The sequence below is a fragment of the Marseilla massiliensis genome (genome assembly GCF_023336985.1).
In the GTDB taxonomy this organism is placed as follows: domain Bacteria; phylum Bacteroidota; class Bacteroidia; order Bacteroidales; family Bacteroidaceae; genus Prevotella; species Prevotella intestinigallinarum.
Genome location: NZ_JAMBLP010000040.1, coordinates 1 through 16944, shown reverse-complemented (window position 1 = coordinate 16944; position 16944 = coordinate 1). Strand labels below are relative to the sequence as shown.

The following is a 16944-nucleotide window of genomic DNA, read 5'->3' as shown; positions in this document are numbered from 1 at the left end:
TAATTAAATATAATGGCTTATCAATTAAGCAATTGGCAAGTTTCCCAATTATACAGGATTCCAATTACTTATGGCCCATTTATTTAATAATAGGTGCTGGTGTTCCACTTATAATAATATATATATTAACCCGTTGGCGGAATTAAAATGTCTATATAGGCTTAACCAGAAGAACTAGAAACCTATATTCATTCCATACCTTCATCAGCTACATTAGCAATTAACTGATTGGAAGAATTAATAACGCACTGATTTAATACCTCCAAAGAATAGTTGCTATAACCTAATTATAGTCATATTTATGACTTTTTCTAACCTACTTCTACAAATATAACACACCATGAAATCGTCGTATCAAAGCAGGAAATGACAATCTAATGGCTTGATACGGTCATTTTGTGTCTTGATGTCTGATTTTTTATTCCGCCAACAGGTAATATATTAACATAAACTCGAATGATTAAATATCCATTTTACACATGAAGTTTATAGCAATAATAACAGTCCTGATATGCTGTGTTTCGATGTTCCGTATAAATAGGGAGTCAAAAATTGCAATATTGATTTTAGGTTCAATGCTATTTTCATTAGTAAACGTACCTGCCGTTCCCCTTCATTCAGCAAATATGCTACTTCCATTCTCTTTTTTATTATCAGAATTGAAAAATTTAAAGAATTTAATAAAACAAACAAGACACACTATTATTTGGAATCTAACTGGGGTTTCAATTATAATGGTTATTATTACGATTATAACTTCTCCTCATTTAAGTGACGTTACAAATATACGCTATTTTATTCAATACGAATTATTCTTCAAATATTTCGCTATATTATATGCTTTTTGGTCTTTTGGTAAAGATGAAAACTCTATTAAAGCAACATTAAAATATACGTTTTGGGGAATAATAATTTTAACATTTTTCGGACTGTTAAATTATATCACTAAAACGGCGGATTTTGTAGGAACGATGTTAGCTGGAACAGAAACACTTTATGCCGGCGATACAAGTTTAGACGCAAATGAGTCATTTACATACCAAGACCGTTTTAGAGTTCAAGCAATGTTTATAAATCCATTTGATTATGGATACATATGTTTGTTGATTTTAATTCTTCACATATATGGATTTACCCAAAAAAAAGAAAAAAGGCTAAATTTTTACATTGTCGTTATAGGCTCAGTTTTTGGAATTATTACATGTGGGTGTCGAACAATTTTATTATGTGCTGTGATAGGTTTTTGTGTTTATATGCTAATAGCTTATAAACTTAAGAAAAAGATAAAATATGGATTATTCACGATTTTTATTTGTATTGGTTCCTATCAATTTATTCCTGCAGTACAGGAGACCATCGACAAAATGTTAAGTGTGTTCGAAAAAAACAGTGATGTTGGTGGAAGTTCCTTAGAAATGCGAACGATACAATACGCCGCAGTAATGTATCACATACAAGATTCGCCTTTTTGGGGATGTGGATATAATTATTTTAATATAGATTTAGGCTGGGGCCAGGGTAAAGAATATTTGAAAGACAGTAGGTTAGCTGGTTTAGAAGGGGTCGTTATGAATTATTTATTGGAAAGAGGTTTTTGTGGCTTGTTTTTTTATTTAATATTTTATATTAGTTTAATTGCTTTTTGTTATCGCAATAAACAATTCTCCCGTCCGATAGCAGCATTAGGACTCTCTATTTTAACTGTTTATATATGTTTTGCAAATATGACAGGAGAACTGAAATCTGTTTATCCCACATTACTAATAATGGGATATGTGATAAAAATGATTTATCAAAAAAGGATTTTTCAAAATAGTAAATTGGTTTAATTACAAATAATCAGATAAGGAAATGCAAGATTCAATAATATCAATAGCAATACCAACCTATAAATCAAGATTTTTACGAGAAGCGATATCTTCGGTTTTAAACCAGACTTATAAAAATTTGGAGCTTATCATAGTAAATGACCAATCTCCCGAAGATATTGATTCAGTTGTAAACTCTTTCAATGACAGCCGAATTAAATATTATATAAATGAAAAAAACATCGGAGGTAAAGACCCTGTAGCCAACTGGAACAGATGCCTGTCACTGGCCAAAGGGCAATATTTTTCGTTGCTATGTGACGATGACATTTACGAGCCGACTTTTTTGGAAGAAATGCTGCAACTTGCAGAAAAATATAAATCATGCAATGTATTCCGGGCACGGGTTAAAATCATAGGGCCTGACTCTAAGACAATCGATTATTATCCTACTTCACCTGAATGGGAGACGTGTCTGGATTATATCTGGCATAAAGTTTCCGCCTATAGGATGCAGACAATCTCAGAATTTATGTTCAGGAAAAATTATATCGTGGATAAATTCGGCGGTTACACGCCAACTCCGAAGGCCTGGTGTGCTGATGAGGTCTCAATATTCAGATTTAGCGAGTATGGCGGAATTGCTTCGTCTCCGAAAGTGTTAGTTGGTTTTAGAAAAAGCGGAATAAACATATCTACGCATGACAACAAATACGTAAGACAAAAAATTGAGGCTCACAATGTTTGTACACATTGGATTGAAAAAATATTACGAGGAATCAGCGCCGATGACAACTTTAAAAAGCTCATATTAAAGAAGAGGGAAGACCTGTCAAAGGGTCTCAAAACGCAACAGTTGTCATTGGCGACCTTAAAAGACTTTATCTATTTATATAGGCATAAGACCGACATGTGCTATTCTATCCCGAAAACATGTTTTATGAAAGCAGCAGAACAAAAGGTTATATCAGTTCTCAAAGGCAACAAATAATATGGTTTCAATCATTGTTCCTGCGTATAATATTGCTCCATACATTGTTGAATGTCTGGAAAGCATTAAACTTCAGACATATAAAGACTTTGAAGTTATCTTAATAGATGATGGAAGTACAGACAACACATATCATGTCTGTGAAAGTTTTATTGAAAAGAACGGCCTAAATAATAAGTTCAGGCTCATAAGAAAAGATAATGGCGGAGTTGTTGCCGCCCGTCTTGAAGCTTTGAAACTTGCAAATGGTGATTGGGTAATGTTTGTTGACGGAGATGACACTCTTGAGCCAGAAGCATTAAAGACATTAACGGGCCACATTACCGATGAGATAAATATTATTATAGGAACATTCAATTATTATATAAACGGGGAGAAACACTTTTCTCCAAATAAGTCGTTAGGATTATATGACGCCCATGCATATATAAATTTAATATTATACGGGAAAATTTATGTGGCCCCTTGGGCTAAGTTGTATCGCAAGTCCCTATTGAAGCCTGAAATGCTTGAATTGCCACGGAATATAAAAAACAAGGAAGACTTCATCATGAATATGAGAATAGCTTGTTCTCAAAAGGGTAAAGTCCTTTTTATTGATAATGCAATTTACAATTATAGGTACGGAAGGCCCGGCTCTGCACTGACTAAATACATCACGCAAATTGACTTGCAATATGAGCTGACAATAAAGAAATATGTCATTGAGGCATTGAAAAGATACGGAGTATATAATGAACATAGGGAGTACGTTTCTTATTATTATTTCGACTCACTTTGGTATTGGAGACATGCTTATAAGAACCTGACATTTGATAAATGTAACGAACTCCTTGCAATGCTGAAATTCTCAATGACTAAAGATAAGACAATAAAGTCATTGGTGAAATTTATCATTATAAAGTATCTGTTGACAAAAGAAAAATTATCAGCTAAATCAAAAGGCTGATAAAAAAGTCTTGATTCCGTATTTATAAAACTGTATACTACCACTCTCCGTGGTTGCATACACTTATAAAACTGATTGCTAAGTTATGATTAGATATGACAGCAGCCACGACAAGCATGACTGTTGCGGCTGCAGGGCGTGCGAACAGGCGTGCCCCAAACAGGCCATTGTGATGGAAACCGACAGCGAAGGCTTCCTTTATCCGAGGATAGACGCTGGCAAATGTGTCAATTGCGGGCTGTGTAACAGAGTATGTCCGATAGAGACGGGCAGCGGTTCAACGGCACACCCCTTGGGAGTATTTGCCGCACAATGCCATGACGACAACATATTGAGGAACAGCTCTTCTGGCGGAATGTTCAGCCTTATAGCTGCGTATGTGCTCGAAAGAGGCGGAACCGTGTATGGCGCTGCCTTTGACGGCGAGATGTATTTGCGGCACGTAAGGATTACCGACAAGGAAATGCTCTGCAATTTGCGCGGCAGCAAGTATGTGCAATCTGACATTGGAAACTCATACACACAGGCAAGGGAAGACCTGAAAAACGGATTGCCGGTATATTTCACAGGTACGCCGTGCCAGATACAAGGATTGAAACTATTCCTGAGAAAAGACTACGACAAACTCCTCACAACCGACCTTGTCTGCCACGGCACACCCTCATACAAGATTTTTGCCAACACTATTCACAATATTGAAAAGAAAAGGCAAGGAAAAATATTCAGATACCTTTTCCGTGACAAAAAGGTGGGCGGATGGAGTTGCTCTTCTTCTTCTGCTTTCAGGCGTTTTAAGGACAATAAGGAGGTTTTCCTGCCCCGCAGCAATGACATGTCGGCATATTACAACGCCTTCATCAGTGGCAGCATGATGAGATATGCATGCTACTGTTGTCCGTTTGCCAATGTACACAGGCCTGGCGACATTACATTGGCCGACTGCTGGGGAGTGGAGAAAATAGTGCCTGACTTTCCCAACATGAAGAAAGGTGTCAGCACCGTGCTTGTGAATAACAGCAAAGGCATGGACGTATGGAACGCCGTAAGCGCAAAGACCGTAAACCGGCAAATAGCGGAGGCCGACGCCGTGGCGAACAATGCCAACCTGCATCATGCGTCGCCACTGCCAGAGGGGCGCTCTACGTGTTACGGCCTCGCCTTCAATGATTATGGCAAGTTCCTTGACAAATACCGCCCATCGGCAAAGGAGAACATCAAGTTTTATTTGAAATACCACATCAAGCGTTTGCCCGTGGTGGGCAGTGCCTTAAAACGAGTTAAAGACATGCTGAAATGAAAAAAGCAGAGATAATAACCATATTCGACAACACCAACTTCGGCACATACCTTCAGGCGCTGGCATTGGCGCTGGTGATAAAGAAAAGCGGCTTTGAAGTAGAGATTATGGATTACATCCGCCCGGGGCAGTCCGAAGAGGCATGGAAAAGGTTTGCGGATAACTTTATAAAGAAAATATACTACACGTTTTGGGAGTTCCCCCGGTGGCGGAAATTACGCAACGGCTGCCATCAGTTCGTCAGCCATTTCGTACCATCAAGCAAAATACGGTATACTTCATATGAAGACTTGAAGAGCAATCCGCCACTTGCCGACATTTATGTCACGGGCAGCGACCAAGTATGGAACAGCATTTACAATGAGGGCATAGACAAGAGCTTTTACCTTGACTTTGCGCCGCCTGGCAGCAAGCGCGTGGCTTACGCCGCAAGCATAGGCATGCCTGAAATACCAGAAGGCGAAGTGGAAGAGACAAAAAGGCTGCTGCACAAATATAGCGCGATAACCGTCCGTGAGGCGGACGCAAGCCGCATCCTCGCCGGCTTGGGGTTCAATGACGTGCCGGTTGTTTTAGACCCGACACTATTGCTTGACAAGCCGGCATGGACTGACATAGCCAGACGGTTCAGCCCCATAAAGACAGAACCTTACATCCTTGTTTATAGCGTTGAAGAAAAAGCCCAGAACGAACTGATAGGCCGCTATGCGGGCATGATATCGAGCAAGCATGGGTGGAAAATCTACGAGATAAGCTACAACAGCTATCACCGCAGGCTGAAGTTCGCCGACAGGCATTTCCTTCAGGTTACACCCGAAATATTCCTGCAACTGATGTTGAATGCCGAGTTTGTCATTGTCAGCTCGTTCCACGGTACGGCCTTCTCTATCAACTTCAACAAGCAGTTCCTTACTGTCACCCCCAACCGTTTTAATTCTCGGGTTGACAACATCCTGACCTTATGTAATCTTAAAGACAGGCTTGTCACCTCTCCGTCATTTGACATTGAGGCGCTTCAGCCGATAGACTACGGTAATGTGAACAAGATAATAGAAACGGAAAGAAACAAATCTCTTGATTTGCTCAACACTATGCTGGCGTAAAGTAAATACTACTTTCCATGCTTACAGTATGTATCTTATTTTAATTGATTAAAGGTATATGAATTGATGTCCTTTAATCCAAATTAAAGACATAAAATGAAAATTAAAATTCTGTTCGTAGCGAGTGAATTTACCTCAGGCATGATACCTTTTGCCTCAAAAATCATAAAGACCTTGAGTGGGGATTGTCGTTTTGAAGTGTATGCGTTGGTTGTCAATTCCGGAAATAATACATATAAAAATGTATTGAAAGGAATGGATAAAGCACACTTGTTTCAAATTGAATACCCGAAGTACAAAATAAAAAAACTGATATATAAGTTCTATCCTGTATCAATAATTCAGGCTCTTAAAGAAAAGGAAAAGATAATTAAGCCTGATATAATACATTTACTTACTGGCGATTTTTCTTTTGCCCCATATATGTTGTTGCATAAACCGTCAAACAAATTCTATTATACAGTGCATGATTTACATCCACATGAATTAAAATCAAGCAGTAAAGCAACAATAATGCTTCGTAAATATATTGATTGGGGATATAGGATATTAAGGGACAGGATGAATAATCTAACGACTTCATCGCAATCGCAATTCGAAGAATTGAAAAAAATATATCCAAACAAGAATATTTCATTCACACATTTCCCGACTTTAGTTACAGAAGAAATCAAGGAAGGCAATATGAAAGTTCCTGAATTAAAAAATGATAAAGATTATATACTTTTCTGGGGAGCCGTAAATGTTTATAAAGGAGTTGATATATTGATTAAAGCTTATTTGAATTCCGAAAAACTAAAATGCCGTAAATTGGTAATAGCCGGCATAGGATTGGATTATTCAGACTTAATCATGGAAGATAAGAACATTATAAGAATAAATCGTTTTTTAGATGATGCCGAAATAAAGGATTTGTTTGACAAGGCATTGTTCGTTGTTTACCCATACAGAGCAGCAACAATGTCGGGGGTACTGTCTATTGCGTATTATTTCAATAAACGGGTTCTGCTTTCAAATGTTCCGTTCTTTATAGACAACAAGGCTGTTGCGTCAACATTTTTTGAATGCGGTGATACAAAATCCTTGCAAGTGCAGATGGAGCTGTTGGCATCAGGTAAAGATGCTGCCAGGAACTTAAGCGGATGTTATGAAAAAATTTATTCAAACAAAACACTTGTCGAGGACTACTGCAAATTGTACTTGGTACGATAAATGTATTTTAAACCCAAATCGATTGCTTTCTTAAAATATTTATGTCCAGAATTTTAATTTTGAACAGCATCCTTTATACCTCTGAAACAGATCAAATTCCGCAAGTGAAGACTATAAGGGATACAATGATTTACGGCATGTGCTTAGGTTTTCTGCACTTAGGCCATAATGTTACGTTGGCAGCATTGGAAGATTACAAACCGACAGAAGAAGAACAATATGAATTTCCAGTTTTGTTTTTCAAGTCTGATTATAAAAGGATATTCAAGCCTTCTGTATTGCCTTATTCTTCTGGGATGAAAAAATATTTGAAGGAGCATTGTAATGACTTTGATATTGTAATATCAAGTGAGGTATTCCAATTCCAATCCTTATATGCTGCACGGAGATGTCCTCACAAAACAATAATATGGCAGGAATTGACCACGCATCAAAACAAGTTCCATAAATTGCCTTCAAAGTTTTGGTATAATGTTGTGGCTCGTTTCTTTATGCGCAATGTTAGATGCGTTGTTCCACGTTCGAGAAAAGCTGCAGATTTCGTAAGGCAATGGATGCCAAACGTTTCGAGAACAATAATAGATCATGGCATAGACATTGACAAGTTTAAGTATTTAACAGATAAGAAACGCCAGTTAATAAGTTCTTCGCAACTGATATACCGCAAGAACGTTGACGGCTTAATCCGCAAATTTGCCAAGTTCCACCAAATTAAAGGCTATGGGGATATACGCTTAATCATAGCCGGACGTGGTGAGGAAGAAGGTAATCTTAAAAAATTGGCGACAGAGCTTGGGTTGAAAGATTGTATTGACTTTGTCGGCTTCTTGCCACAAACTGAACTTAATGAATACATAAGAGATTCGTATGCCTTTCTTGTAAACACAAGAAAAGACTTGAATATGGTATCAATTCCCGAATCTATAGTTTCAGGCACGCCGATATTGACAAATTTAGAGCCAGCATCTGCCGATTATATTGCAGCCAACTCGTTGGGCATAGCTAAGGATGATTGGGATGAAACAGACATGAAAGCCATGATAGACAATAATAAGCAATTTGTTTCAAATTGCATTGCATATAGAAATAATCTTACGAATATACATTCTGCCAGATTATTTATTAACGTTTTTAATAAAGGCTAGTGACTTTTTTGATTTATGCGCATCTTACTTTCTAATAAATTTTATTACCGCCGGGGCGGTGACTGTATCTATATGCTCAACCTTGAACAGCTGCTGAAGGCGCATGGGCATGAAGTGGCGGTGTTCGCTATGGACTATCCAGATAACGAGGAAACTCCGTGGAAGAAATATTTTCCTTCGAACATGAGCAAGCTGATGGCTTTCACAAGGCCTTTCGGGTCGCACGAGGTGAAAAACAAGTTCGGCAAGCTGCTTGATGACTTCCGTCCTGATTTAGTGCATCTTAACAACATCCATACGCAGCTGTCACCCGTCATTGCAGAATTGGCGCATAGGCGTGGCATAAGGACGGTGTGGACGCTGCATGACTACAAGCTGCTTTGTCCACGTTACGACTGTCTGCGTAATGGCAAGGAAATTTGTGAACTGTGTTTCAATGGCGACAAGTCGCAGTGCAAGACTTACCGCTGTATGAAAGGTTCAAGACTTGCATCCGAAATCGGTTATCGTGAAGCAATGACGTGGAACAGGAAGCGGCTTGAGGAATGCACCGACTTGTTTGTCTGCCCGAGCCGTTTCATGGCCGAAAAGATGGCCCAGGGAGGTTTCAGGAAAGACAAGTTGAAAGTGTTGTGCAACTTCATCGACATTGAAAAATGCCGTAAGGACAATTACGCGAAGAACGACTATTACTGTTACGTCGGCCGTCTTAGCCATGAGAAAGGCGTCGGCACACTTGTTGAGGCCGCTGCACGGTTGCCGTATAAACTTAAGATTATCGGCGGAGGACCATTGCTGGAGCAATTAAAAATTAAAAATGAAGAATTAAAGGGCAATGTAGAGTTTCTTGGTTTCCGCCAATGGTCTGACATAAAGGACATTGTAGGGAAAGCCAGGTTTACCGTGATACCATCAGAGTGGTACGAGAACAACCCGTTGTCGGCTATTGAGGCCGAGTGCTTAGGCACACCTGTGCTTGGCGCCCGTATTGGCGGCATACCAGAACTCATAAACGAGGGCATGAACGGAATGACGTTCGAGAGCGAAAACATTTCAGACCTCGCTGAGAAAATCAAGACGATGTACAACGCTGATTTTGACTATAAGTCCATTGCCGATACGTCGATGAAACGGTACAACGCTGAAAACTATTATGGCGAAATAATGAGGTGTTACCTTGACCGTTAAAGGGCACTTTGCAAAATGCCGCATATTGCCATTCAAAATGGCACGTTTCGCACCGCAAAACGGCACGTTTCGCCTTGCGATATGCGGCAAATCGGAAAGCAGGGATTTTCCTTTCCATAGACGATGTGCCCACATACGTATTGCCAAAGCGCATAAACATTTTATTTTCAACGATTTAAACATTAAATAGACTACATAAATGGCTAACACAAAAGTTCCGCGTCCAACCGACGCAAGCATCATCCTGACGTATCGCTGCCCGATGCGCTGCCAAATGTGCAACATCTGGAAGAACCCGACAAACAGGCAGGAGGAGATAAGGGCGGAAGACCTCAAGACGCTGCCGCAACTGAAGTTCATCAACCTTACGGGCGGAGAGCCTTTCATCCGCGAAGACCTGGCCGAGATAGTTGAGGAGTGCTACAAGCATACCCCACGAATAGTAATCTCCACCTCGGGCTGGTTTGAGGACCGTGTCGTGGCCCTTGCAAAGAAGTTCCCAAACATAGGCATCCGCATTTCCATAGAAGGGCTTAGCCAGAAGAACGACGAGTTGCGAGGCCATGCAGGCGGCTTTGACAAGGGTCTGCGAACGCTGCTCACCCTGAAGCACATGGGCCTGAAGGACATCGGCTTCGGTTGCACAGTGTCAAACCACAACTCTAAGGACATGCTTTCGCTCTACCAACTGTCACTTTCGCTCGGCATGGAGTTCGCCACGGCGGCGTTCCACAACTCGTACTACTTCCACAAGAGCGACAACGTAATCACAAACAAGGACGAGGTGACGGGCAACTTCAGGCAACTGATAGAGTGGCAGCTGAAGGAGAAGCACCCGAAGAGTTGGTTCCGAGCATGGTTCAACATGGGGCTCATCAACTATATCGAGGGCGGGCGCCGTATGCTGCCTTGCGAGGCTGGCATGGTTAACTTCTTCATAGACCCTTGGGGCGAGGTGATGCCCTGCAACGGACTGGAGGAAAGGTACTGGAAAGAGAGCATGGGCAACATCCACGACAAGCCTTTCATGGAAATCTGGGAGAGCGAGCAGGCGCAGAAGGTAAGGCAGATGGTTCGTAAGTGTCCGAAGAATTGCTGGATGGTGGGCACGGCAAGCCCTGTGATGCACAAGTACATCAAGTATCCTGCCACGTGGGCATTGAAGAACAAATTGCGCTCGATGCAAGGCAAGCCGGCTTGCATAGACCCGAAGTGGTGCGACGTAGGCCAGGATCCGTGCCAGGGAGACATGAGGGAGAAGTTCTGATTCCATTGGTTTATGATCAAGCAAGGGACAGGCGATCGATGAGATTCGCCTGTTCCAACCGCGCATATATTTTATACAATCAAACCCAAAAATGTGTAACAAAACATTAATTACCCCCCCCGAAAGCAAAAATAAAGTTAACAGAGAGCGGTATGGCTCGCTCGACGGGCTCCGTGCTTATGCTGCGCTTGGCATAATACTGATGCACGTGCTGGCAAACATAAACGTCAAGCCATCCGAGAATTACCTCACTGAAAGCATCATACCATTCTTTACCGATTTTACGCTGCTGTTTATGGTTGTCAGTGGCTTTTCACTTTGCTGCGGTTACTACACACGGATAAAGGAAGGAACGATTACGCCAAACGCATTCTATAGGAAACGCTACCTGCGCATATTGCCGTTCTTCGCCTTGCTATGTCTTATAGACCTGGCGTTTGAGCCCAACATTGGTTCGCTTTATGAGGTGTTCGCCAACATGACGCTGTGTTTCGGGCTATTGCCGCCCGATGCAGAAATCCACGTTATAGGCGTAGGCTGGTTTTTAGGTGTAGTGTTCCTATTCTACATGCTGTTCCCGTTTTACGTTTTCATGCTTGGCAATAAACGGCGTGCGTGGATTTCATTTGCCATCGCGCTGGTGTTCGTCCTTGTGTCATTCGTGCATTTCGGCGCACCTGGACGGCGTTGCATGGTGTTCTGCGCTCCGCTGTTCATTGCCGGAGGTCTTGCCTACCTTTACAGTCACGGCCTCGCGGACTTCGGCAGGCGGCACGCATGGCTGTCGGCAATTGGTGTGGCCGTTGTTTCAATAGGTTTCTTTGTTGCAAGGGAATACGTGCATGACGCTTTCGTAAATTACCTGCTTGAGCTTGCGCTTTTCTTCGCATGGCTAGCCTATGCGGTCGGCTCCAAAGACAAGGTACTGAACAACTGCGTAGCGAAGTACCTAAGCGGCATAAGTATGGAGATATACCTTTCGCACATGCTTGTCTACCGCGCCGTGGAGAAGTTGCATATAGAGAGCCGCATCACGCAGCACGACCTGCTTTATATCGTCATTTCACTGCTCACGATAGCCGGTGTTATTTGCTTCGCCCACGTGGTGAAATACAAAGTGTTGCAGCCTGTGGTGAAAAGGCTTGAAAGATAGTCACCTTATCCTCTTGCCCGTGACAAACAACCATAAGGCAGAGAGCAACGAAAGGACGACAGCGCCTGCATATTGCAACGACTCTTTTATCGATCTTGGCTTGACTTGCATCGGAAAGTCTTTTGGGTTTGCCAGATTTAAATCTGTGTTTGTTAAGATGACAACCGCTAATGTCTTTCTGTTGGCAAAGTTACGAAAAAAACAATTCATATAGAGCCAAAATCACGGATTTGTACTCTCCATACAGAGCATTTTTCCCATATTAGAACCAAAGTAAACTATAGTCGAATAAAACAAGAACCTTACAATCCGAGAAATATGAAGATAGTAGTTACGGGCACCCGTGGCATCCCGAACATCATGGGCGGCGTGGAAACGCATTGCGAGGAGCTGTTTCCGAGAATCGCCAAACGAGGTTTTGATGTTACCGTGATACGCAGGACTGATTATGTCAAGGACGACCTGAAGGAATGGAAAGGCGTAAAGTTGGTTAATATCGACAGCCCGAAGAAGAAATCATTTGAAGCTATCATCCATACATTCCGTGCCATCAACGAGGCAAAGAGGTTAAAAGCGGACATCCTGCACATCCACGCCATAGGCCCCGCATTGCTCGTTCCATACGCCAAGATGTTAGGCATGAATGTTGTTTTCACCCATCACGGCCCAGACTACGACCGTGACAAATGGGGATTTGCAGCAAAGACGATGCTGAAACTGGGCGAGCGGATGGGCTGTATGTTTGCCGACGAGGTGATAGTAATTTCCGACGTGATACGCAACCTGATAAAGCGGAAATACAACCGCACAAGTCACGTCCACCTGATTTACAACGGCGTATCGCAACCCGAAATATGCGACTATCCCGAATACTTCAACGAGCTTGACATAGAGAAAGGCAAGTACATCCTTGGCATGTGCCGCTTCGTGCCTGAAAAGAATTTGCACCACCTCATTTCCGCTTACGCTCAAGTTAAGAATGAAGAATTAAGAGTGCAGAAAGATAGCGGAATAAAGTTGGTTTTGGCTGGCGATACAGACTTTGAGGATGATTATTCACGTGGTTTAAAGGAGATGGCGAGGAAGAACGGCATTATCCTCACTGGATTCATCAAGGGCAGGAAACTGCATTCGTTGTTAACGAACTGCCGGGCATACTGCCTGCCGTCAAGTCACGAAGGACTACCTATCGCCTTGCTTGAAGCTATGAGTTACGGTGTAAAAGTTGTTGTGAGCGACATACCGGCCAACAAGGAAGTTAGTCTACCTGAAAGTGATTATTTTCCCGTCGGTAATGTAGATGCTTTGGCGGAAAAGCTGAAAGATATCATCGAGCAACCGCTGCAGCACATTGATTACGACATGACGAAATACAACTGGGAGAAAATCGCCGGCCAAGTGGCTGACATGTACCTCAGATTATCTAAAAAATAGAACCAACATAAATCCTGAATTATGAAAGGAATTGTATTGGCAGGTGGCAGTGGTACGCGGTTGTACCCTATCACCAAGGGAATCAGCAAGCAGCTTATCCCGATTTTCGACAAGCCGATGATTTATTATCCTATTTCCGTATTGATGCTGGCAGGTATCAGGGAAATACTGATTATCTCGACACCTTATGACCTGCCGGGGTTCAAGCGACTATTAGGCAACGGCAGCAATTTCGGGGTGAGGTTCGAGTATGCGGAGCAGCCGTCGCCTGATGGACTGGCACAGGCGTTCATCATCGGGGAGAAGTTCATCGGGGATGATTGCGCCTGTCTTGTTCTTGGCGACAATATCTTCTATGGCGCAGGACTGAACGACTTGTTGGAACAGGCCGTTGTTGATGCTGAGCAGAACGGCAAGGCGACGGTGTTCGGTTACAGGGTTGGCGACCCCGAGCGTTACGGAGTGGCTGAGTTCGACAAGGACGGGAATTGCCTTAGTATCGAGGAGAAGCCCGAACACCCGAAGAGCAACTATGCCGTTGTAGGATTGTATTTCTATCCGAACAAGGTCGTCAGCATAGCAAAGAGCATCAAGCCGTCGGCACGCGGTGAGCTGGAAATCACCACGGTAAACCAGAAGTTCCTAAAGGACAAGGAGCTGAAAGTGCAGACTATGGCGAGAGGCTTCGCATGGCTTGACACGGGAACCCATGATTCTTTGTCGGAAGCATCGACATTCATCGAGGTGTTGGAAAAGCGTCAGGGCTTGAAAGTTGCCTGCCTTGAGGGCATAGCTTACCGAAAGGGATGGATAACGGCGGACAAGCTAAGGGAGGTGGCGCAACCTATGTTGAAGAACGACTATGGGAAATACCTTGTGTCAATACTTAATGAAAAAGAAAATGACATAACGAAAAACTTGGAGTATTAAAGCCCCTCTCAATCTCCCCGAGGGGAGAAGCTGATTTGCAAACGATATAAACATATAAAACACGATGGAAGTAATAAAGACTGAAATAGAAGGCGTGGTAATCATAGAGCCGCGCATATTCAAGGACGCCCGCGGATATTTCTTCGAGAGTTTCTCGCAGAGGGAGTTTGATGAGAAAGTCGGGCACGTTGAGTTTGTGCAGGACAACGAAAGCATGTCATCGTATGGTGTCATGCGTGGGCTGCATTTCCAGCGTCCGCCATATACGCAGGCGAAGTTAGTAAGGTGCGTAAGGGGAAAAGTGCTCGACGTTGCGGTTGACATCAGGAAAGGCTCGCCAACATACGGCAGGCATGTGGCGGTTGAATTGACCGAGGACAACCACAGGCAGTTCTTCATCCCGAAAGGCTTTGCCCACGGTTTTGCAGTATTGAGCGAGACGGCCGTGTTCCAGTATAAGTGCGATGAGTTCTACCATCCCGAGGCGGACGGAGGAATAAGCATACTTGACAATAGCCTCGGCATTGACTGGCGCATACCTACCGAACACGCAATACTGAGTGAGAAGGACACGAAACATCCGCTATTGAAAGACTTTGACAGTCCGTTTGATTTTAAACATTGAATTAGATGAGCAAGTTCAATAAGATATGGCAACATAGGCGGGATTTCAGGAACATTATCCAAAGCATCTATTTCAACTTCCATTATTTGCCATTCAAGACGGCAATAAGACTCCCGATATTGCTATACAAACCCAAACTCCTCGAATTGCAAGGAAATGTTAAAATCGGGGGGGTAAAGTTAAATATGGCATGATAAGACTGGGCTTCCCGACCGTTTCGCTATACCCTAATACCGGCATTACAATAGAGAACCACGGAGGTACGATTACATTTAACGGGAAATGTTCCATCGGCAATAACTCTTATATTTCAATCGGCTCAAAGGGAGTCGTTGAATTCGGGAGCAATTTTTCCGCAACCACAACCTTCAGGTTGACTTCATACGACAGGATAGTTTTCGGGGAACGCATCAGCTTCGGATGGGATATATTGATTATGGACACTGACTTCCACAAGCTAACAAAGCAGGCAGGAGGATACAGCAGGGGCCATGCACCTGTCGTTATCGGTTCCAACAATTGGTTCGGAAACGGATGCAGGATAATGAAGCGTACCCAAACTCCAGATTATTGTGTGTTTTCAGCTGGTACGGTACTCTCGGATAAAGTTGACGTTCCGGAATACAGCGTCATCGGCAATGAACAGAAAGTTGTCGTTAAGGCTACAGGAGTATGGAGGAACATCGATGATGATACCATAACATATTGAAACTTAAAAAGAAAAAACAAACAACATGAACATACTTGTAACAGGCGCAAACGGCCAGCTCGGCAACGAAATGCGCATCATAAGCAAAGACACGAACGACAATTATACCTTTACGGATGTAGTAGAGGTTGAGGGCGTTGAAACAACAATCCTTGATATAACCGACGGTGAAGCCATAAAAAAAATAGTTAAGGAAAATGGCATACAGTGCATAGTAAATTGTGCCGCATACACAAATGTCGATAAGGCAGAGGCCGACGAGGCGCTTTGCAGGAAGCTCAATGCCGATGCACCGAAGCTATTGGCAAAGGCGATGAAGGAAGTGAACGGGCTTCTCGTGCAGATTTCAACGGATTATGTTTTCGGCGGCGACCCTTACAATACGCCTTGCAGTGAAGACCAAAAAGGAACACCTACTGGAGTCTACGGCAAGACAAAGCTCGAGGGAGAGAATAACATAGAGGCAGTCGGGGCTGATTACGTCATAATAAGGACGGCATGGTTATATTCAGAATTCGGCAAGAACTTCGTAAAGACAATGCTCAACCTTACGGCGACAAAGCCGAAACTCACCGTTGTCTTCGACCAGGCTGGGACACCGACATACGCATACGACCTTGCAGTGGCAATAAAGGCCGTGCTGGCAGACTATGAAAAGGAAAGCCCGAAAGACGGATATTCAAAACGTGGAATATATCATTTCAGTAACGAGGGAGTCTGCTCATGGTATGACTTCACGAAGAGAATCGCCGAGCTTGCGGGAAACACAGCTTGCGACATCGAGCCTTGCCACAGCGATGAGTTCCCCAGCCCGGTAAAACGTCCGGCGTATTCGGTTCTCGACAAGACAAAAATCAAGGAAACATTTGGCATCAATATTCCCTATTGGACGGAATCATTAAGAAAATGCATGAATAACATTGGCGTACTAAAGGCATAGACCTTCACGCCAACGTTAACACACTGAAAACCAAAATGATACGACACACATTTCAAAAGGCACAAAATTATGTTGCCAAATGGCACATATCATGGTACAAAACGGCCCAAATTGAAATGTAAAACGCATCGTTTCATAAAACAATACTTCAATAATGAACTAACTACAAAATAATCATGGAATTCAAGAAGAC

15 protein-coding genes are annotated in these 16944 nt (G+C 42.7%); all 15 read left to right on the top strand.

Translation table 11 applies throughout. The annotated features are described in order from the left end of the window. Positions 1-479 precede the first annotated feature (479 nt). The 15 genes from M3089_RS15220 (at position 480) to rfbD (ending at position 16751) form a co-directional block, all read left to right on the top strand. Entirely contained in the window at positions 480-1829 is a 1350-nt protein-coding gene (locus M3089_RS15220) for an O-antigen ligase family protein (protein ID WP_249085102.1), read from the top strand. A gap of 22 nt (positions 1830-1851) precedes the next feature. After that, positions 1852-2799 carry a glycosyltransferase family 2 protein gene (locus tag M3089_RS15215; protein ID WP_249085101.1) on the top strand — a complete coding sequence of 316 codons (948 nt, stop codon included), beginning with the start codon at positions 1852-1854 and terminating at the stop codon, positions 2797-2799. 1 nt (position 2800) lies between these two features. Further along, a complete protein-coding gene (locus tag M3089_RS15210; protein WP_249085098.1) occupies positions 2801-3748 on the top strand; it encodes a glycosyltransferase family 2 protein in 948 nt (315 codons plus the stop codon). Between the two features lie 85 nt (positions 3749-3833). Further along, on the top strand, positions 3834-5045 hold the full coding sequence (locus M3089_RS15205) for a Coenzyme F420 hydrogenase/dehydrogenase, beta subunit C-terminal domain (protein WP_249085097.1): 1212 nt from the start codon (positions 3834-3836) through the stop codon (positions 5043-5045). Then, positions 5042-6148, top strand: a complete 1107-nt coding sequence (locus tag M3089_RS15200; protein ID WP_249085094.1) for a polysaccharide pyruvyl transferase family protein — start codon at positions 5042-5044, stop codon at positions 6146-6148. The genes M3089_RS15205 and M3089_RS15200 overlap by 4 nt, the downstream gene beginning before the upstream one ends. Positions 6149-6244: 96 nt before the next feature. Next, a complete protein-coding gene (locus M3089_RS15195) occupies positions 6245-7360 on the top strand; it encodes a glycosyltransferase family protein (protein WP_249085091.1) in 1116 nt (371 codons plus the stop codon). Between the two features lie 41 nt (positions 7361-7401). Continuing rightward, positions 7402-8505, top strand: a complete 1104-nt coding sequence (locus tag M3089_RS15190) for a glycosyltransferase (RefSeq protein ID WP_249085089.1) — start codon at positions 7402-7404, stop codon at positions 8503-8505. Between the two features lie 15 nt (positions 8506-8520). Further along, positions 8521-9693, top strand: coding sequence for a glycosyltransferase (locus M3089_RS15185; RefSeq protein WP_249085088.1), 1173 nt, complete (start codon positions 8521-8523; stop codon positions 9691-9693). A gap of 199 nt (positions 9694-9892) precedes the next feature. Further along, positions 9893-10960, top strand: coding sequence for a radical SAM protein (locus M3089_RS15180; RefSeq protein ID WP_249085086.1), 1068 nt, complete (start codon positions 9893-9895; stop codon positions 10958-10960). A gap of 91 nt (positions 10961-11051) precedes the next feature. Continuing rightward, entirely contained in the window at positions 11052-12113 is a 1062-nt protein-coding gene (locus M3089_RS15175) for an acyltransferase family protein (protein WP_249085084.1), read from the top strand. Positions 12114-12431: 318 nt separating this feature from the next. Further along, positions 12432-13547: a glycosyltransferase family 4 protein gene (locus tag M3089_RS15170; protein ID WP_249085082.1), complete on the top strand. Its 1116-nt coding sequence runs from the start codon at positions 12432-12434 to the stop codon at positions 13545-13547. 21 nt (positions 13548-13568) lie between these two features. After that, positions 13569-14477, top strand: coding sequence for a glucose-1-phosphate thymidylyltransferase RfbA (gene rfbA / locus M3089_RS15165; protein WP_249085080.1), 909 nt, complete (start codon positions 13569-13571; stop codon positions 14475-14477). Positions 14478-14541: 64 nt separating this feature from the next. Continuing rightward, entirely contained in the window at positions 14542-15102 is a 561-nt protein-coding gene (rfbC, locus tag M3089_RS15160) for a dTDP-4-dehydrorhamnose 3,5-epimerase (protein ID WP_249085079.1), read from the top strand. Between the two features lie 190 nt (positions 15103-15292). Beyond that, entirely contained in the window at positions 15293-15811 is a 519-nt protein-coding gene (locus M3089_RS15155; protein WP_249085077.1) for an LbetaH domain-containing protein, read from the top strand. A 25-nt stretch (positions 15812-15836) separates the two neighbouring features. Next, positions 15837-16751, top strand: coding sequence for a dTDP-4-dehydrorhamnose reductase (gene rfbD / locus M3089_RS15150; RefSeq protein WP_249085075.1), 915 nt, complete (start codon positions 15837-15839; stop codon positions 16749-16751). Positions 16752-16944 lie beyond the last annotated feature (193 nt).